At 65.4% G+C, this 18,813-nt stretch carries 11 protein-coding genes; 6 read left to right on the top strand and 5 right to left on the bottom strand.

Going from position 1 to position 18,813, the window contains the following annotated elements; translation table 11 throughout:
• Positions 1 to 2: 2 nt before the first annotated feature.
• Together FDT80_RS18420 and FDT80_RS18415 are read right to left on the bottom strand one after the other, a co-directional pair.
• The gene (locus FDT80_RS18420) at positions 3 to 6,497 is read right to left on the bottom strand and encodes a type I polyketide synthase (protein ID WP_138663801.1); all 6,495 of its coding nucleotides are present in this window, start codon (positions 6,495 to 6,497) and stop codon (positions 3 to 5) included.
• A 208-nt stretch (positions 6,498 to 6,705) separates the two neighbouring features.
• Entirely contained in the window at positions 6,706 to 8,160 is a 1,455-nt protein-coding gene (locus tag FDT80_RS18415) for an O-antigen ligase family protein (protein ID WP_138663800.1), read from the bottom strand.
• A 224-nt stretch (positions 8,161 to 8,384) separates the two neighbouring features.
• Between FDT80_RS18415 and FDT80_RS18410 the strand changes: the two genes are divergently transcribed.
• On the top strand, positions 8,385 to 9,143 hold the full coding sequence (locus FDT80_RS18410; RefSeq protein ID WP_138663799.1) for a WecB/TagA/CpsF family glycosyltransferase: 759 nt from the start codon (positions 8,385 to 8,387) through the stop codon (positions 9,141 to 9,143).
• A 7-nt stretch (positions 9,144 to 9,150) separates the two neighbouring features.
• Here the strand turns inward: FDT80_RS18410 and FDT80_RS18405 are convergent, their stop codons facing one another.
• The 3 genes from FDT80_RS18405 to FDT80_RS18395 form a co-directional block, all read right to left on the bottom strand.
• Positions 9,151 to 10,119, bottom strand: a complete 969-nt coding sequence (locus FDT80_RS18405) for a glycosyltransferase family 2 protein (RefSeq protein ID WP_138663812.1) — start codon at positions 10,117 to 10,119, stop codon at positions 9,151 to 9,153.
• Between the two features lie 240 nt (positions 10,120 to 10,359).
• Positions 10,360 to 11,436 (bottom strand): ParB/RepB/Spo0J family partition protein, encoded by a 1,077-nt coding sequence (locus FDT80_RS18400; RefSeq protein WP_138663798.1) that lies wholly within the window; start codon positions 11,434 to 11,436, stop codon positions 10,360 to 10,362.
• Positions 11,433 to 12,749 carry an AAA family ATPase gene (locus tag FDT80_RS18395; RefSeq protein ID WP_138663797.1) on the bottom strand — a complete coding sequence of 439 codons (1,317 nt, stop codon included), beginning with the start codon at positions 12,747 to 12,749 and terminating at the stop codon, positions 11,433 to 11,435. The genes FDT80_RS18400 and FDT80_RS18395 overlap by 4 nt, the downstream gene beginning before the upstream one ends.
• Positions 12,750 to 13,132: 383 nt before the next feature.
• Between FDT80_RS18395 and FDT80_RS18390 the strand changes: the two genes are divergently transcribed.
• From FDT80_RS18390 to FDT80_RS18370, 5 genes are all read left to right on the top strand, one after another.
• The gene (locus FDT80_RS18390; RefSeq protein ID WP_138663796.1) at positions 13,133 to 13,828 is read left to right on the top strand and encodes a hypothetical protein; all 696 of its coding nucleotides are present in this window, start codon (positions 13,133 to 13,135) and stop codon (positions 13,826 to 13,828) included.
• Between the two features lie 250 nt (positions 13,829 to 14,078).
• On the top strand, positions 14,079 to 14,567 hold the full coding sequence (locus FDT80_RS18385) for a MarR family winged helix-turn-helix transcriptional regulator (protein ID WP_246040003.1): 489 nt from the start codon (positions 14,079 to 14,081) through the stop codon (positions 14,565 to 14,567).
• Positions 14,568 to 14,663: 96 nt separating this feature from the next.
• The gene (locus FDT80_RS18380; protein ID WP_138663794.1) at positions 14,664 to 16,817 is read left to right on the top strand and encodes a thiamine pyrophosphate-dependent enzyme; all 2,154 of its coding nucleotides are present in this window, start codon (positions 14,664 to 14,666) and stop codon (positions 16,815 to 16,817) included.
• 4 nt (positions 16,818 to 16,821) lie between these two features.
• A complete protein-coding gene (locus FDT80_RS18375; RefSeq protein WP_138663793.1) occupies positions 16,822 to 18,369 on the top strand; it encodes an indolepyruvate oxidoreductase subunit beta family protein in 1,548 nt (515 codons plus the stop codon).
• On the top strand, positions 18,369 to 18,788 hold the full coding sequence (locus tag FDT80_RS18370; RefSeq protein WP_138663792.1) for an acyl-CoA thioesterase: 420 nt from the start codon (positions 18,369 to 18,371) through the stop codon (positions 18,786 to 18,788). Before FDT80_RS18375 ends, FDT80_RS18370 begins: the two co-directional genes overlap by 1 nt.
• Positions 18,789 to 18,813: the final 25 nt, after the last annotated feature.

Genomic DNA, 18,813 nt, shown 5'->3' with positions numbered 1-18,813 from the left:
CCCTACTCCGCCGCCGTCGCATCGGACCAGTGGCCCAATCCGGCGGGCGTCAGCGCATGGTCGATGACGTCGCGCAGCGCCTGCGCCAGAACGGCGACATTCGGCGACAGCACCATGCTGTCATGATCGCCCGGGACTTCGATCACCGCGAGCTTGGGCGCGAATTGCGTCCAGTCGTTGTCCGGCAGCACGTATTCCCGCGCGGCACTGACCCACGCACCGCCCGACACCCGCCAATGCCGGTCCAGCGGCGGGCGGAACAGTGTCATGTCGCCGGGCCAGGGGGCGACGTCATATTCCGCCACCGCCGCGCGGAACGCCGCTTCGATCTTGTCGTTGTTGAACGCATCGGTCGGCGCGGCGATGCCCTTTGCGGCACGGTGCCGTTTCGCCCTTTCCCAGGCCCAGCGATCCCGCGCCCAGTCGATCAGATAGCGCGGCCCCTTGCGGCGCAGCTCTGCCAGCTTGATGAGCGCCTTGTCGCGCCGCATCAGCGACGGGCGCACCGGCAAGGGCGTGTCCAGCAGCGCCAGCACCGGCACATCCTGGCCTTGGGCGCGCAATTGCTGCGCCATCTCGTAGGCGGTGATGCCCCCGCCCGAGAAACCCGACAGCAGATAGGGGCCGTCGGGCTGCACCATGCGGATCTCGGCCAGGTAATCCGCCGCTGCATCCGCAATGGTCAAGTGCGGCTCCGCAGTTCCGATCAGGCCGCGCGCCTGCACACCGTAGACTGCGCGGTCGCGTCCGATCGCCTGCGCCAGATGCCGCAGGTTCAGAACGTTGCCGAACATTCCCGCAACGATGAACAAGGGGGCCGCACGCGTGTCGTTGCCGGGGTGCAGCAGGACCAGATGATCGAACCCTGGCGCGGCGCCACGGTCCGGCGTCGGCGCCTGCTCATCCCCTGTGGCTGCCGCATCCGGTGCGATCAGCGCCGCCAGCTTTTCGATCGTCGGCGCCTCGAACAGGACCGAGATCGGGAACTGCCGGTCGTAGGTCCGCTTGATATTGGCGAACAGCCGCACGGCGATCAGCGAATGACCGCCCAGATCGAAAAAACTGTCCTCGACCCCCACCTGATTGACCCCCAGCAGGGTCTGCCACATCTCCGCCAGCTCGGTCTCAAGCCGGGTGCGCGGCGCGACATAGGATCCGTCCAGATCCGGACGGTCAAAGGTCTGGCCCGGCGCGGTCGCGGGCCCGGCGGGGCGGTTGGCCTGCGCGATCAGACCGGGCAGGTCCATCGACGACACCACCACATGCGCGCGTCCAAGGCCAAGCGCGCGGCGCAGGGCCTCCGGGCCCTCGGCCGGGCGGATACCCTGCGACACGGCATAGGCCAGCCGGTCCTGATCGGGGGTGTGGGGTGTGGCGCCGGGCGCACCATCGAACGACACGTCGCGCGGATCAATCGCGGCCGGTGCGCCGAAACCTCCCTCCAGCCTCTGGATGGTAAAGCCCGTCACCTCGACCAGAACGCGGCCATCCGGATCGCTGATCGTCACATCGAAGCGGGCCATGCCGTGGTCGGGGTCGCTCTCCGGATCCAGCCGCACCCAGGACACGACATCCGGCGGCAGCGCGGCATGCACCGTGACCGTGCCATAAGACAGCGGCACCCACAGATCCGCCGCGGCGTAGCCATCGATCAGATGCATCGCCCAGCCCGTCGCCAGATCCATCAGACCGGGATGCAGCAGATACCCCGCGCTCGCCGTGCCGCGCAGATCCTGCGGCACCGCCAGATGCGCCAACCCTTCGCCGTCGCCAAGGGCGGTGTCGCGCAACACATGCCACTGCGGCCCGAAGGTCAGATGCGCCTCCTGCGGCGAGGCAAGGCGCTGCGCGGCGGTTCCGGACGCCCGCGTCCCGCAACCCGCGCCGATCGCGGCAAGGTCGAGCGGTGCGGGCGGCGCCAGCGCATCCTCCAGCACGATCCGCGCCAGTGCGTTCAGGACGAACCCCTCGCGCCCCTCTTGCGAGGTATCGCTGCGCACCTCGGCGTCATACCCGTCCGCGCTGGGGCGCAACAGAACGCGCAGCTTGCGCGCAGTCCCGTCCGGCGCATTCAGCGGTCGCAGGAAATACAGATCGCGCAGGCACGCACCGGCCAGCGAATGACCCCGGACCGCCAGCGCCTCGGCCAGCACCTCGATGAACCCGGTGCCGGGCAGCAGGGCATCGCCGCGTGCCGTGCGGTGCTGATCCAGCACCCAATGCGTGTCGGTCGACAGCGTCGTTTCCGCCACCAGCGTACCATCCGCGTCGATGCCGATCCGGTCGATCAGCGGCATATCGCGGTCCGCCGCCACGGGGTCAAGCGCAAGGGGCGCATCGCGGGCAATCGCCTCCGCCGCCATGCCGACCTCGGCCCAGACGCCCCAGTTGACCGCCACCACACGGGTCGCCCCGCCCGCCCGCGACGCGGCAAAGGCGTTCAGGTAGTCATTCGCGGCGACATAGTCGCACTGCCCGGCGGGCCGCGTCGCCGTGCTGCTGGACGCGAACAGAACCAGCAGGTCGATCGCGCCATCCGGCAACAGCGCGTCAAGCACCCGCACCCCCTGCACCTTGGGTGCAAGAACCTGTGCGATCGTCGCGTCGGTCTTGGTCATCAGCGGCGCGTCGTCGATCACGCCGGCGGCATGGATCACGCCGGTCAGCCCGCCAAAGGCGTCGTCGATGTCGTCGATCACGCGGCGCATCTGCGCCAGGTTGCAGATATCCCCGGCCGCCACCATCACACGCCCGCCTGCCGCCTCCAGCCGCTGCACCGCGGCGATGCGCGCCGCCGTCCGGTCGCCCGCGCCGTGCCGCGCCAGATACCCCGACCAGGCCGCGCGCGGCGGCAGCGGATCGCGCGACAGCAACACCACATTGGCTGACGCGGTTTCGACCAGGTCCTGCGCCACGCGCAGCCCGATCCCGCCAAAGCCGCCCGTGACCAGGTAGGTGCCCCCATGGGTGTAGGGCCCGGGATCGGTGGCGGCCTCCAGCGCTTCGGGCGCATAGCCTTTTTCAAACCGCCGCGCCCCGCGATAAGCCGCGACGGTATTCGCGGGATCGGCCAAAACGTCCTCCAACAGCCGGTCGGTCAAGGCGCGCATGTCGTCCGGCCGACCGTCCTTGGCCGACCGCCCGGTCAGACGCGCCAAACCCGCGCGCGGGGCCTTGTCCGCCTCGGGCAATTCGATATCCAGCGACGCGGCCGTCATGCCCGGAAATTCACGCGGCAGCATACCGAGCGGGCCGCTGATCATCGCCTTTTCGGGATAGGGCAACGGCTCGCCGCGCACCTGTGCCGCGCCGTTGGTCACCACGGTCAGATGGCAACCGTCGCCCCATCCCTGATCACCCAAGGCCTGCGCCAGCGACACCAGACCGTACAGCCCCTGCTCCAGATTGCGGTCGAAAAGGCTGCTGCCGGGGCGAAACGTTTCGCCTCCGGTCACCAGCCAAAGATGGACGATGCGCGACGGCACGAACCCCTTGTCCGCGAGGTCGCGCATCAAGGCGTCGTACCCGGCGCGCATCTGTTCGGGCGCCAGCGTGTAATGCCCCGCCGACACCTGCGCGAAACCATCGCCCGCGCGGACCTGCACCACCGCGTGCCCCAGACCGCGCAGCCGGTCGCACAGCGACTGGCCCAGACCGTCGGCATCCGTAAAGATCAGCCAGCGTTGGCGCGGCGCATCGGCCAGATCCCCCGCGACGTCGATGGCCCCCTCGGGCAGGCGCGGCCTCCAGACCGGGCGGTAGCCCCAGCAGCCGATATCGTCGCGGTGCTCCAGATCGGGCGCGGCCTTTTGCGCGGTGCCTGTGTTCGCCTCGATGAAATAGCGGCTGCGCTGAAACGCATAGGTCGGCAGCGGCACCCGCTGGCGCCTGCCCTCGCCCCAGACCTGCGGCCAATCGGCCTCCACTCCCGTGGCCCAAAGCCGCCCGATCACGCCAAAGAAGTACATATCGTCCGCGATGTCCTGATCGGGATGCCTGAGCGCGCTCAGCACCTGCCCCGCGTTGACCGCGCCGTGCATCTGCGCCAGCGCGCTCAGCGCCTTGCCCGGCCCGACCTCGAGATAGACGTGATCGCGCCGCCGGCTCAGGTGGTCGATGCAATCGGCAAACCGGACCGTTTGGCGCAACTGCTCGACCCAATAATCGGGATCGGTTGCCTGCCGGGCCGTCAATTCGACCCCCGTGCGGTTGGAGATCAGCGGCAGCGTCGGCGCGTTCAGGGTCACGCCGGACAGGAACGCGCGATAGTCGGAAAGGATCGGGTCGAGCATGCGCGAATGCGCCGCGATGTCGATGGGAATGCGCTGACAGTCGATATCGCGCGCGGCAAGCGTGGCGGCAAGCCGGTCGAGGGCGGCCTGCGGGCCCGACACGGCGGTCAGCAGCGGCCCGTTCAGGCCGGCAATGTCCAGATCGCCGCCGATCAACGGCTCAAGCTCCGACAGGGGCAAGGGCACGCTCAGCATTCCGCCGGCGGGCACCGTGTCAAAAAGCCGCCCGCGCAGCAGCACCAGGTCGATGCAATCCTCGAATCCGATCACACCGGCCAGACAGGCGGCGGTGTTCTCGCCCATGCTGTGACCGACCAGCGCCGCGGGCCGCACACCCCAGGATTGCCAAAGCTGCGCCAGCGCATATTCGACGATCATGATCAGCGGCAGCTGCACCGACGGTTTTTGCAACGTGGCTTCCGCGGCGGCGCGGTCCTCGGGCGCGGGCAGCCAGAGCGCGCGAATGTCATAATCAAGCTGCGGCTCGAGGTGATCCAGCCCCCGGTCCATCCACTCCGCGAACACCGGTTCGGTTTCGTACAGATCCCGCGCCATGCCGGGATATTGCGCTCCTCCGCCGGGGAACATGAACACCACGCCGGGCGCTTCGCCGACGACGTCATGGGTGAACACGCGGCGGCCGTCGCCCTGCTCCAGCAGGTGCGCGGCCTCGGCGTGGGTTTCGGCCACGACGACCCGGCGTTTTTCAAACCCGCGGCGACCGTTCTTAAGGGTAAAGGCCACGTCGGCCAGCGGCGGGGCAGGAGTGCGGCGCAGATGCGCGGCAAGTGCTGCGCTGTTGGCGTCAAGCGCCGCGCGGCTGCGCCCTGACAGGCACAGGATGTGAAACGGAAACTCGGGTTCGTCCGACGCGGGCCGCGCGGGGGCCTGTTCGAGCACCGCGTGCGCATTGGTGCCGCCCACCCCCAGCGCGTTGACCGCCGCGCGGCGCGGCGTTGTGCCTGCGGGCCAGTCGCGCAACTGCGCGTTCACGCGAAACGGGCTGGCGGCGAAATCGATCGCGGGATTGGGCGCCTCGAACCCAAGGCTCGGCGGGATCTGCCCGTGGTGCAGCGACAGCGCGGTCTTGACCAGCCCGGCGACCCCGGCGGCCGTATCCAGGTGGCCGATGTTGGTCTTGACCGATCCGATGCCGCAAAATTCCGTCGCTTGGGTGGTCTGGCGGTAGGCATCGGTCAGCGCCGCCACCTCGATCGGGTCCCCCAGATAGGTGCCGGTGCCGTGACATTCGACATAGCCGATGCTCTCGGCCCCCACGCCCGACGCCGCCAGCGCCTTTTGTACCGCCGCCGACTGCCCGTCGACGCTTGGCGCGAGGTATCCCGCCTTTGCCGCACCGTCGTTGTTGATCGCCGATCCCTTGATCACCGCCCAGATGTGATCGCCGTCCGCGATCGCATCCGACAGGCGGCGCAGCGCCACGGCCCCTGCCCCGCTGCCGAACACCGTGCCCTGGGCGCGGTGATCGAAGGCATGGCAATGCCCGTCGGGCGACAGAATCTCATTCTCTCGAAACAGATAGCCACGGCCCTGCGGCAATTCGATCGTGACCCCCCCGGCCAGTGCCATGTCCACCTCGCCCTTGCGCAGTGCCTCGCAAGCGTAATGCACCGCCACCAGCGATGTGGAGCAGGCAGTCTGCACGTTCACGCTCGGCCCCTTGAGGTCGAAGACGTGGCTGACGCGGGTGGTCAGGAAATCCTTGTCATTGCCGGTGTGGCGCAACAGGAACATGCCGACATCGTCCACCAGGTCGGGGTTGGAGCAGATGTTGAAATAGAAATAGCTGCCCATGCCGCAGCCTGCGTAAACACCGATCGGGCCGGGGATGCTTTCGGGCGGGTGGCCCGCGTGCTCCATCGCCTCCCACGACACCTCGAGAAACTTGCGGTGCTGCGGATCCAGTATCGCCGCGTCCTTGGGGCTGAAGCCGAAAAACTCCGGGTCGAAGGTGTCATAGCCCTCCAGGACGGCCGCCGCGGGCACGTAGGTCTTGCGCCGCATCACCTCCGCGCGCTCGCCCGCCGCGCGCAGGGCGTCTTCGTCGAGCCGGGTGATGGATTCGACGCCGCCCGCCAGATTGGACCAAAACATGTCCAGGGACCGCGCGCCCGGAACGGTCACGCTCATCCCGACGATGGCGATATCTTCATCCTGTCTCAGACGTGTCTGATCGTTGTTCATTCCGCGTCACACTGTCCCGTGGCCCGGTCCGGCAGGGCCTGCCATCACCGGTACAACATACTGATGACCACCCCAAGCGGACAGAGATTAATTTCCGCAACCTGCCCCAGCCGCAGGGGAAAAAGATGTTGAGAACAAGGCATTTTATTGACCGTCGGCCCAATTCCCTGCGCGCAGTTGCCGCAAGTCTGAACGGACTTGCCGCACGCTAGAGCAGGGTGCGGCGGGTCGCGCGGGGGGTCCCCTGCCCCATTGCCGGGCGGATGCGGAACCGATACCGTGCCGCGCGGCGATCTGGCGCCAATCGCTCCGCGTGGCCCAGAACCGCGCCCGCGGCCAGCCAGGTGATCGGCGTCAGCGTCGCGTTCAGCAGCATGTCCATCATCGTGATGCCCAGGATCATCGCCACCGCCGCGACATGCGGCGACACCACCGCCCGCGCGCCCCGCGTGCGCAGCGCCAAAAGAACAAGCGGCAGCGTCAGCAACCCGAGTTCCGCGATATACCCCAACCAGCCGAAGGTGCCGAACACGATGATCCAGCGGCCATCCGGAATCGACAGGATTTGCGCCGTTTCGGAATGGCGGATCAGGTTGCGGCCCCATCCGCCCCAGCCGAACAACGGCTTTTCCGCCGCCCGCGCCAACAACGCCTGCTCGTTGTCAAAGCGGTATTCCAACGATTGCGCCCGCTCGGCGCTGATCGCCTGCGCCTGCGCCACGATGTCATCCAACGGCACCAGCCCGGTGTTGCGCAGCATCGGATAGATCACCGCGATCACCGCAAACAGCGCCGCCACGCGGATCAACCAGCGCGGCGGCGCAAACAGCACCAGCGGCGCCAGAACGACGGCATAGGCGAAAGAGGCAAGGCTCTTGCACAGGAACAACACCCCGGCCAGGTACAGGGCCGTCACGATGTATTTCCATCGCGCCCGCGGGGGCGCCGTACGCGCCAAGGTCAGCGCCGCGAACAAGGACATCACGAAAAACAATGCCAGCCAGAGCGCGTGCGGCAAGAACACGATCGGGCGAAAGCCGCCCTCGCGCATCATCTGCTCGAAGCTGTGCTGAAAGAACCCGTAGACCCAGACGTTGATTTGCGGGCTGAACCGGATTTCGACCAGCGCAGGCAGGGCATAGACGGCACCGCCCACCATCAGCGCCAGCAAAAGTTCGCGCAGGCCCCGTTCGGTCGCCAAAAATTGTCGCGCCAGCAGGAAAGGAACGATCATCAGCGCCTGATTGATCAGCACCGATCCCACGTCCCGCAGGCTGAGGCCCGGTAATTCATCCGTGCGGAACACGATGGGATCGCTATGCGCCAGCACCCGAAAGATCAGCGGGTCGCCATTTGTCACGACGGTCGGAATCGCGCACAGCAAGAACAGCCCCACCAGCACGCCCGCACTGCGCGCACGCGGCCAAAGCCGCAGCCTGGTGCGCATTCCGAAGCCCAGGATCAGCAGCACGCTGAGGTTCGGGATCGACACCTTGTCCATCGCGGGCACCAGCGGCAGGTTGAACTCCGCCAATGGCGGCAGGATCAGGTAACCGCCGAGGATCGACCACACCAGCGCCCGTTCCAGCGCAACGGTCCGGAACAGAACCAGGCACACCACCGGCCAGAGCATCAGGATGAGGTAGGCAATCGCGTTGGGCATCACCGGGTCCTTGTGTCGCCAAAAGCGCACCGGCGCGGGAGCGTCCCAGCCGCCTGAAGCCCCGAAAATATCAGCTAGCCCTACCCCTGTCATCCCGCTAGATTTTGCGCAACGCGGTCGGCAGACACCGCCAAATCTCCGCAAGAGGTTGTTTTGATTTACTTATTCTTCATGGCGCAAGACGCAGTGATGCCAATCTGTCACGCTGGCCTGCCGGCGCTGACATGATTTTCAATCCCGGCGGTCAAGAGATCGCGATCAATGTGCCCACAAAGGCCGATTTGTTTCGCCGCATCCAGGAGAAATTCTCCGCGCGGGAGGGATTCGCGCTGGCGACCCTCAACCTGGATCATCTTGCCAAGCTGGCCAGCTCCCCCGATTTCGCGATGGCATACCGCGCACAGGACCTGGTGGTCGCGGACGGACGCCCCGTCGTCTGGCTGTCGCGCCTTGGCAGACGACCGGTCGAACTCCTGCCCGGCTCGGATCTGCTGTTGCCGTTGTGCGCCCTGGCAGCCGAGACCGCGACGCCCGTCGCCCTTGTCGGCAGCACCGACCGCGTTCTCGAACGGGCCGCCGATGTCTTGCGGCAGCGCATTCCGGGCATCAAGCTGACCGCCTGCGTCGCGCCGCCGCACGGGTTCGACCCCACGGGCGCAGAGGCCGCAACGATCCTGCAAAGGCTTGAGACTTCGGGCGCTGGGTTTTGCATCGTGGCGCTCGGGGCCGTAAAACAGGAACGCTTTGCCGCGTTCGGGCGCACCGTGGCGCCCGGCATCGGCTTTGCCTGCTTTGGCGCGGGTCTGGATTTTCTGGCGGGCCAACAGGTGCGCGCGCCCCGGATCATGCGGGCGATGGCACTGGAATGGGTGTGGCGGATACTGCAAAGCCCCGGGCGCATGATTCCACGCTATGCGCGCTGTTTCGCCATTCTGCCGGAACTGGGGGCCGACGCCCTGAGGCTGCGCCGCAAAAGGCCCTGACAGCGGATCATTTGTATTCGATCAACCCCGAACGCCGCCGCAACATGCGGCCAAGATGATAGCGCAGCGCGCCATCCGCTTCGGCGAATTTGCCCAGGACCGTGAACGCCGCCGCGGGCCAGCCCCCCGCCTGCCGTGACCGTCGCGCCAGGCGCATGATCTGGGCCGGATAGATCGACAGCAGCAAAAGCGCCCAGGGCGACAGCGCAACGGCCAGACCCGCGATACCAAGCGGCAGGCCCACCCCCCAGAACAGGCTGCGCCGCGCCTCGGCCACCCAGTGCCGCTCGGCAGCTTTGCCATGCAGGAACGCCCCTTCGGCAAACGCGTGGCCCGCCCTGCGACTGCGCCGCCACCACTGAGCAAAGCGGGTCATCTGTGCGTCATGCAGGGTCATCTCGGCACCCATTCGCCAGATTCGCCAGCCCGCGCGCCGCAGTCGCAGGCACAATTCCGGTTCTTCGCCGGCGATCAGGTCGTCGCGGTATCCGCCCACCGCGCGCACCGCGTCCAGTCGCATCAACGCATCGCCGCCGCAGGCCGTCGCCTCGCCCGTCGCGGTGTCCCATTCCAGGTCGCACAACCGGTTGTAGATCGACGCTTCCGGGTGCCGCTCGCGGCGTCGGCCACACACCACGGCAACATCCGGATGCGCAACGAGAAACGCGGTTGCGGCCTCTATCCATCCGTCGCGCAGAACGCAATCGCCATCGATCATCTGAACGAACCCGGCATCGTCCTGCGCCAACATCGCCAGCCCGGCGTTCCGGGCCCGCGCCGCCGTGAAGGGCCGCGTCATGTCCAGCGCGACAACCTCCGCCCCCAGCGCGCGCGCCTGCACGACGCTGTCGTCGCGCGACCCGCTGTCGACATAGATGATCCGCGCGACCTGCCCGCGCAGGGCGGTCAGGCAAGCCACCAGCCGCGCACCTTCGTTGCGGCCGATGACGACGGCATGACAGCGCCGCAGCGTCATGTCGTCCACGCCCGCGCAGGGGATCGTAAGTCATCTGTCATGCCAGCCTCGCGCGTCATCAAGGGTCGGGCACAGACATGCGTTGATTTCCCGCCGATAGCCAGTGACTTGACCCAAAAGCGGCCGCCGGACAGGCGGAACCCCGACCGGAACAGCCCGGGCGCCAAAGCCGAAAATTGACGTTAAGCACATGATATTATTGTTACTTTCAAATGTAACCCACGGGTTACCGCCCAAAACTCACAGCGAGGTAATCCGCGGGTTACTTTCCTCCTCCAGCGCCTTTTCAAAGGCCCGGATCGCGCGCTCAAGCCGGTCGCGCGGCACCGATGCGTAATCCTGCTTGCCCAGGATGCGGCACTCTCCGCGGCGGGCAGTCACCTTGGTCTGACCCACGCGAAATTCGTATTTCTCCTGCTTGGACGTCTTGCGCGGGCTCGCGGCCGGCTTGCCCGCGCCGGCCACGAACGCCGCCAGAATGCGCGCCTGATCTTCGGGCGATGCCGCCTGCGACAGGTCGCGACGAAGCTGCTCCGCATCCCCCTGCCCCGACTTCAGCAGCCGCGCGACCTCAACCCCCAGATTGCGCGATACCTCTCGGGGATAACGCAGGGCGCTGCCAAGGCTGTCCAGAAGAAACGCGAAGCTGCGAATATACGACCGCTTCATCTTGTGCAGCGACCCGTAAAGCCGCTTGATCAACGCCTCGACGTCCTCGCCCTCAAGCGCCGGATCGGCGGCAGCGGTGATCGCCACCTGCGCCATCTCGGCAAAGCTCAGATCCTCGCGGACCACGTTCTCCTCGACCATGTCGATATAGCGCGCGAGGCGGTCGGCCTCGCCCTGCTCCACCCGAGCGATCACCGTCGCAAAGCGGCTCTCGCCGGTCTCGTCGAACAACTGGCCAAGCGCCGTCAGGCGTCGCCACCCCTTCTTGAGCTGGTAGCGCCCATCGGCACCGCGATACACTTCGACCGGCTCTTTCTGGCCCCGCGCGCGAATGGATGTCTTGAGCTCTTCCATAGCGTCCGACGCCGCCACCGCCTCAAGCTCCAGCCGGTCGCGGGGCAGATCGTCGGTGGCGATCTCGACCAGTGGCAGCGCGTGCAGGACCCGCCCCTCTTCGGATGCGGCGCGGAACGCCTTGGCGTCCTCGGCGTTGCGACGGCGCAACTCGACCTTCGCCTCCGTCGCCTCGGTCAGGCTTTCGGCCGCCTCGCGCACCGCTGCCCCCATCGGGCCGACCGCGCGCTCTCTCGGCCGGATCTCTGATTTGGTTTCAATCGGCGCAAAGCCGAATTTGTTCTTCTGCGTCATGCCCGTGCCTCCTTGCGTTTCATGTCCGCCTCGTCCCGCCATGCACTCAGAACGGTCTGCTTGAACTCATCATACGCCCGGTCGAAACTTTGCCGGGCGCGCTTCCAGGTCTCGCGCGTCATTTGTCGATAGTCCTGCTCGTAGACCGACATCTGAAAGCGCCCCGACTGTTCGACCGCGCGGGTCATCTCGATCGGGTTCTGGCAGACATCTGCGCCAAAGACGTTGCGAAACGCTTCCATCATCGCGCTGTGCAACGGATTGGTCCCTTCGAACCGCGTCATCAGCAGACGCACATCGCTGAACTGTTTGGGCAGGGTGATGCCGGCGTCTTTGGCCATTGCGGCAAACCCGTCCGAAATATCCTCCATCGCATCGCCGAGTTGCCCGAGGTAGCTGGTTGTGCTGTCGTATTCCCAATACCCCGGACCGGACGGGATATAGAGAATGTCAGCCGCAAATGCAGCGTTCAGAGACTGATACCCGATTGCGGGGGGGCAGTCGAAGATGATCAGATCGTATTGGTCGTCGGGCAACTCGTCGAGATAGCGCGCCACGCACCCAAAAAACGACCAGGCCTTGTGCAGGCTGCGGTACTGTGCGCTGGCGAATTCGACAAACGCCGCGTTGGCGCAACTTGGGATGATGTCGATGGTGGGCCAGCAGGTCGGCTGGATGAAATCCTGGAATCGCTGCGCGCCGATGCTGCGCACGTCCTCGGGCAGCTCCGACGAAGAAGGGTAGGGGCAATCGTCGGGGTCGTCGTAGCCGTCCATGATCCGGTCCGCCTCGCGGCACAGGTCGCGGCACATGATGCCCCAGACGGTGTTCCACTCCTTGACCTCGGTAATGCCCATCGAATGGGTCAGGGTCGCCTGCGGATCGAAATCGACGCAGAGCACGCGGTAACCGTCGAGCGCGGCGGCATTGGCCAGATGCTGCGCCACGACGGTCTTGCCGACGCCGCCCTTGAAGTTCGACACGGCGACCCGCATCGCGCGCCCCTTGGGCCGTTCCGGCAGCAGCGACCGCCCGCGAAACCGGGCCCGGCGGCGCAGTTCGTTGATCTCGTCCAGGGTGAACCAGCGCTGCCGCCCATCATCCTCCGTCACACCCTGGGGCAGCGACGGATCGTCCGCCAGTTTCTTGCGCAGCGTGTCGGCGGGAATGTCGAACATGAACTGGCTGATCTCCCAGATCGAGAACGGCCTGAGCGCCTTGACCTCTCCCGGGGAAAAGGTCGCGCGACGCACTGCCGCCTGTTGCGTCAGGCTGCGCGCATTCATATCCTGAAGGTCGTGATGATCTCTCATGGCTCGTTGCCCCGTTATTTTGCCTCATGCACTGGATAACGGGATTTCGCGGAATTTACCAAATGGAAATTTCCGAAATCGCGTATTAGGCAAGTCGGAACGAAAAAGCGGGAGCGGAGAGTTCGCCCAAGGGATCGAATGGGGTGACAGCCAATTCCGGAATTGGCTCGTTTTGGTGACACAGGGCGGCTGATACGGTGACACTTATGCTGTCCCCCTTAACCATTAAACCTACAAATATTCATTTGGATTGGTGGATCGTAAACAAATCCTGTAAATTCAGTACGCTTGACAGAATACGGGATTTCGTGACCATCTGATCCTATCAAAGAATCGGCCCGACAAGAGGTCACACCGAGGCAACAGCAGGATATCACTGCGGTATGGAACAATCCCGATTGACCGGCGCGCTGGCCGGATCGTTGAAGTACGACTTGCTAACCGCGCTGACCGTGATGGCATTGCACGGATCGCCGACCGAGCAGACCACGGCGCTGCGCCTCGCGGCTCTGGTGACGGCGCGCTACAATTGGAAACTGGATGAATTCTGCGTCGGGCAGCGGGACATGGCGCGGATGTGGAATGTCAACGAACGCACGGTGAAACGCGAAGTGCGGCGGATGATTGAACGCGGTCTGATCGTCTGCCGGCGGCAGGGCGTGCGGGGCAGGGTAGGGGCCTACCGTCTGAACATGGCCCGGATTGCCGAGCTATCGCGACCGACGTGGCCTGCGGTCGGTGCTGATTTCGTGGCGCGTATGGACGGGTTTTCGGAGCCGGTGGCGGCCAATGTCGTCAAGTTCGATTTCGACACGCGCAACACCGCCCCCGACGATGCGGCCCTGCCCGAAAAGGGAACCTGGCGCAGCGTGCTTGAACATCTGGCGCGCAGCGACCCGGCCAATCTGCGCAACTGGTACGCCAAATTGTCGTTCGTCGGCCAAAGCGGGGGGGTCGTGACCCTGCGTGCCCCAAGCCGTTTCGTGGGGCAGTTCGTCGAGCAGCGGTTGTCGCGGCCACTGTCTTTGGCGTTGGAAGAAGAGCTCGGGCCATTTGACAGGCTGCTGATCACCTGTTGAGGACCAATTTATCATGTGGCGCATCGGCGCAGCAGGCGGGCATTGCTGCCGAGAGTCGCCGAGGGGCGTGGCCGAATACAGTCTCTGTTCAGGCTGTTTTGCGATTTTTGGCCATGCGCCTGCGGGTCGGGGAATGTCCAGTCCCGCGCCAAGAGACGGGTTGTTTCACCGACGAGCGTTCGCGGATAGTATGCACCAGCAGATGCAGGACCAGGTTTTCTTTCGACCAGTACGATGTAAGGTGAACACAGTGAAGAACGCGGCGCCCACAAAAACCATCGATGCCCCGATCCCCAGTCTGGCGGAGGTCGGGCTGGAAGGGTTTGCGCCCTATCTGATGAACCGGATCATGGGGCGCTACAATGCCAGCGTGCGCGACGATCTTGCGGCGGTCGATCTGACGACGCCCAAGATGCGCATCCTTGCGGTGCTGTCGGTCGAGGACGGCCTGATGGTCAATGAATTGTCGGTGTTCGCGGTGGCCGAGCAATCGACGATGAGCCGCACGCTCGATCAGATGGAAGAGGCGGGATGGATTCAGCGCCGCGCCGATGAAAAGGACAGCCGTGCGCGCCGGATTTACCTGACCGCCGCGGGCCGCCATCGGTTCGAACAGATCTGGCCCGCCTTGTCAGCGGCTGAGGCCCGCATGTTCAAGGGCATTTCGCCCCGCGACCGGGCGCATTTCATGGCGACGCTTATCACGATGCTGCACAATATCCGGGTCAATCCGATCTGATACGCGGCTTTGGGTCACGCCCGTGTTGACGGACCTCGCGGGATGATTAATATGCAAATGCAAGTATATTGATCCAGTTCCGAATCGGAGTGTCCCATGGCTGAACGGTCCTTCAAGAAAGAAGTCCAGATGCTGCGCTATGGCGCGGGCGACGTCTTTGCGGGCGAGGGCATTCTGGCGATCACCAAGGCGTTGCTGCAATCGGGCGTGGGGTACGTGGGCGGCTATCAGGGCGCGCCGATCAGCCACCTGATGGACGTGCTGGCCGACAGCCAGGAAATTCTGGGCGAACTTGGTGTCCATTACGAGGCCAGCGCGTCGGAGGCGACCGCGACCGCGATGCTGGCGGCGAGCGTGAATTACCCGATCCGCGGCGCGGTGGCGTTCAAATCGACCGTTGGCACGAATGTCGCGTCGGATGCGCTGGCCAACCTTGCCAGTGGCGGCGTGACCGGCGGTGCGCTGCTGATCGTGGGCGAGGATTATGGCGAGGGATCGTCGATCATGCAGGAGCGCAGCCACGCCTTTTGCATGAAGTCGCAGGTCTGGATGCTGGATCCGCGCCCCGATCTGCCGTCGATCGTGGAGGCGGTCGAACATGGATTCCAGTTGTCGGAGGCGTCGAACACGCCGGTAATGTTGCAGGTGCGCATCCGGTGCTGCCACGTCACGGGCGCCTTTACCGCCAAGGACAACATCCGCCCGCCGATGACGGTCAAGGATGCGCTGGACGCGCCAAAGCGCGATCTCGACCGGATCGTATTGCCGCCCGCCTCGTATCTGCACGAACAGGACAAGATCAACAAGCGCATGCCCGCCGCGATCCAATACGTGAAGGAGCATCGCCTGAACGAACGGTTCGGCGCGGGGACGGGCAAGGTCGGCATCGTCTGCCAGGGCGGCATGTACAACGGCGTCGTGCGCGCGTTGCAGCGGCTGGGGTTGGCCGATGATTATGGCGAGGGCGATGTCGATATCTACTGTCTCAACGTGACCTATCCTCTGATCGAGGACGAGTTCCTGGCGTTCTGCAAGGGGAAGGACGCGGTGCTGATGGTCGAGGAAGGTCAGCCGGACTATATCGCGCAGGCCTTTGGCGCGATGCTGCACCGGGCAGGGGCCCGGACCAGGCTGTTGGGCAAGGACCTGCTGCCGATGGCGGGGGAATACACCGGCCAGGTCATGCTGGACGGGCTGCGGCGGTTTTTCCGCGATCACGCCCCCGATCTGTTGTCGGCGCAGGACATCGCGCCCAACGCGGCACCGGTTCCCACCGAACTGGCCGGGCTGGCCGACGTCGTGCCGGGGCGCCCGCCGGGGTTCTGCACCGGGTGTCCGGAACGGCCGATCATGGCCGCGACCAAACTGGTTGAGCAGGAGCTGGGCCAGCATCACATTTCCAGCGATATCGGCTGCCACCTGTTTCAGATCATGCCGCCCTTCAACCTGGGCGCCACGACGATGGGCTACGGCCTTGGGCCGGCCAGCGCGTCGGCGTTCAACGACAGCGCGGCGAACCGGAGGTCGATTTCCTTCATCGGGGATGGCGGGTTCTGGCACAACGGTCTGACGTCTTCGATCGGCAATGCGGTGTTCAATCAAAACGATGGGGTCATCATCATCGTGGACAATTATTATTCCGCGGCCACCGGCGGGCAGGACGTCTTGTCGAGCCGCGCCTTCAACCGGACGAAATCGACCAATCACCCGATTGAAAAGGCGGTGCGCGGGATGGGGGTCAACTGGGTGCGCCAGATCGATCGTACCTATGATGTGGCCCGCGTGCGCGACACCCTCAAGGAGGCGCTGACCACGGCGGAGACGGGGCCGAAGGTGATCATCGCCAGTTCCGAATGCATGCTCAACAAGCAGCGCCGCGAAAAGCCGCAGCGCGCAAAGGCGATGGCCGACGGCAAGAGGATGGTGGTGCCCAAATTCGGCATAGACGACGAAATCTGCACCGGCGATCACGCCTGCATCCGGCTGTCGGGGTGCCCGTCGCTGACGCTAAAATACACGGGCGACCCGCTGCGCGACGACCCCATCGCCCACATCGACGAAACCTGTGTCGGCTGCGGCAATTGTGGCGAGGTCGCGGACGCCGCCGTGCTCTGCCCGTCGTTCTACCAGGCCGACCGGGTCGTGAACCCCACCGGTTTCGACCGCTGGAAGGACAGGCTGCGCAGCGCGTGGCGGTCGCGGCTTCAATCGCACCGGGATGCGTCGCGTCTGCAATATGCGAGGGGCTGAGGCGATGAACCAGCTATCCGACATTTCGAAGGTGCCAGGCGCGCAGGCCGATCCGATCCTGAAGATTGCCGTGCTGGCCGTGGGCGGGCAGGGGGGTGGCGTGCTGTCGGGGTGGATCACCGCGCTGGCCGAACGCAACGGGTATCACGCGCAGGCGACATCGGTGCCGGGCGTGGCGCAACGAACCGGGGCCACGATTTACTACATCGAGTTGAAGCGCATCGATCCCGCACGCCCCGAACGCCGCCCGGTGTTCGCATTGATGCCCGCGCAGGGCGACGTGGATATCGTGGTCGCCTCCGAACTGGTCGAGGTCGGTCGCGCGCTGCTGCGGGATCTGGTGGCGCCGGACCGCACGGTTCTGATCGGCTCGTCGCACCGGGATCTGACGATCAGCGAAAAACAGGTGCCCGGCGATGGGCGCAAACCGCCCGAAGCGATCCATGCGGCGGCGGCGGCGCTGGCGCAGACATTCATCTGTTTCGACATGATGGCGCTGGCCAAGGACCATGGGTCGGTGGTGTCGTCCTCGCTGTTCGGGGCGCTGGCGGGGTCAGGGGCCCTGCCTTTCCCGCTTGAGGCATATCGCGCCGTCATCGAGGCGTCGGGGCGGGGTGTCAAACAGAGCCTTGCCGCCTTTGAAGCCGCCTATCTGCGGACAACCACGCCGGAGCTGGAGGCGGCGGAGACGGCAGCGACGGCACCGGCCGCGCCCGAATTGACCGGTCCGGCGGCGCTTTTGCGGGATTTTGCCGCCTTGCGACGCCGCGTTCAGGACATGCCGGAAACGGTTCGGCCTCTTGCGCTGGCCGGGCTGCACAAAGTGGTCGATTTTCAGGATGTCGCTTATGGCAGCGACTATCTTGATCGGTTGGAACAGGCTCTAACAGGGGATAAATCACCTTTTGCCTTTGGAGCGGCGGCGGCGAAATACATCGCGAACGCGATGGCCTATGACGATATCATCCGGGTGGCCGACCTCAAGACGCGCAGCAGTCGCGATGCCCGCCTGCGCCGCGATTTCGCCACGAACGAGGCCGAGGTGCTGGCGGTGACCGAGTATTTCCACCCCCGCGCCGAGGAGGTGATCGGCCTGATGCCGCGTGCCCTTGGGCAATGGTTCGATGCGCGTCCAAAGGCACAGAAGCGGCTTGACCGTCTGGTCAACCGCGGCCGACGCCTGCGCACCGATCGGATCGGCGGCTTTACACTTCTGTGGATGCTGGGCGGTTTGCGGCGCTGGCGACGCGGGTTGTTTCGTCATGCGCAAGAGGCGACGCACCTGGACCGCTGGCTGGCGCTGGCGCTGGACGTGCGCGCGCGCGATCATGCGCTGGGGGTCGAGGTGCTCAAGTGCCGCCGCCTGATCAAGGGCTATTCCGACACCCACGCGCGCGGTCAGTCCAAGTTCGACCGCGTTCTGGGCGCGCTTGATTTGGTGACGGGGCGCGACGATGCCGCCGACTGGATCCGCCGCCTGCGCGAGGCGGCGTTGCAGGATGAGGAAGGAGAGGCCCTTGACGGCGCGATCAAGACAGTCAAATCACTCTGATGGCTGATATTTTTGAACTCCCGATCAAGGTGCTGTTCCAGCACTGCGATCCCGCCGGTATCGTGTTCTATCCGCGCTACTTTGAAATGGTGAACCAGACGGTCGAGGAATGGCACGAGCTTGGGCTCGATTATTCCTTTGCGCGCATGCACAGCGAGGACAGGCGCGGCGTGCCGACCGTGTCGATAGGGGCCGAATTTTCGGCGCCTAGCCGACTGGGCGATGTTCTGACCTGGCGGCTTGAGCTGATCCGTTTGGGCCGCACCAGCGCGCATCTGCGCGTGACGGCCCTTGCCGGCGACGAATTGCGCATGGTCGCGACCCCGGTTCTGGTCTGTCTGGATATGGACAGCGGGCGCCCCGTGCCCTGGGCCGATGGCGTCCGCGCGGCGATGTCGAAATACCTGGCGGCGCAGTAATATCTTCACGCCTAAAACTTTTAGG

This window comes from Sulfitobacter sabulilitoris (assembly GCF_005887615.1).
Taxonomy (GTDB): Bacteria; Pseudomonadota; Alphaproteobacteria; order Rhodobacterales; family Rhodobacteraceae; genus Sulfitobacter_E; species Sulfitobacter_E sabulilitoris.
The sequence above is the reverse complement of the archived record's forward strand: the minus strand, read 5'-3'. Positions and strand labels throughout refer to the sequence as shown.

Bases quoted from the DNA above. Each gene is read 5' to 3' on its own strand.
- FDT80_RS18375 (WP_138663793.1), top strand. From the start codon at position 16,822: ATGAACCAGCTATCCGACATTTCGAAGGTGCCAGGCGCGCAGGCCGAT.
- FDT80_RS18410 (WP_138663799.1), top strand. From the start codon at position 8,385: ATGATTTTCAATCCCGGCGGTCAAGAGATCGCGATCAATGTGCCCACA.
- FDT80_RS18390 (WP_138663796.1), top strand. From the start codon at position 13,133: ATGGAACAATCCCGATTGACCGGCGCGCTGGCCGGATCGTTGAAGTAC.
- FDT80_RS18370 (WP_138663792.1), top strand. From the start codon at position 18,369: ATGGCTGATATTTTTGAACTCCCGATCAAGGTGCTGTTCCAGCACTGC.
- FDT80_RS18400 (WP_138663798.1), bottom strand. From the start codon at position 11,436: ATGACGCAGAAGAACAAATTCGGCTTTGCGCCGATTGAAACCAAATCA.
- FDT80_RS18405 (WP_138663812.1), bottom strand. From the start codon at position 10,119: ATGACGCTGCGGCGCTGTCATGCCGTCGTCATCGGCCGCAACGAAGGT.
- FDT80_RS18415 (WP_138663800.1), bottom strand. From the start codon at position 8,160: ATGCCCAACGCGATTGCCTACCTCATCCTGATGCTCTGGCCGGTGGTG.
- FDT80_RS18395 (WP_138663797.1), bottom strand. From the start codon at position 12,749: ATGAGAGATCATCACGACCTTCAGGATATGAATGCGCGCAGCCTGACG.
- FDT80_RS18420 (WP_138663801.1), bottom strand. From the start codon at position 6,497: ATGAACAACGATCAGACACGTCTGAGACAGGATGAAGATATCGCCATC.
- FDT80_RS18380 (WP_138663794.1), top strand. From the start codon at position 14,664: ATGGCTGAACGGTCCTTCAAGAAAGAAGTCCAGATGCTGCGCTATGGC.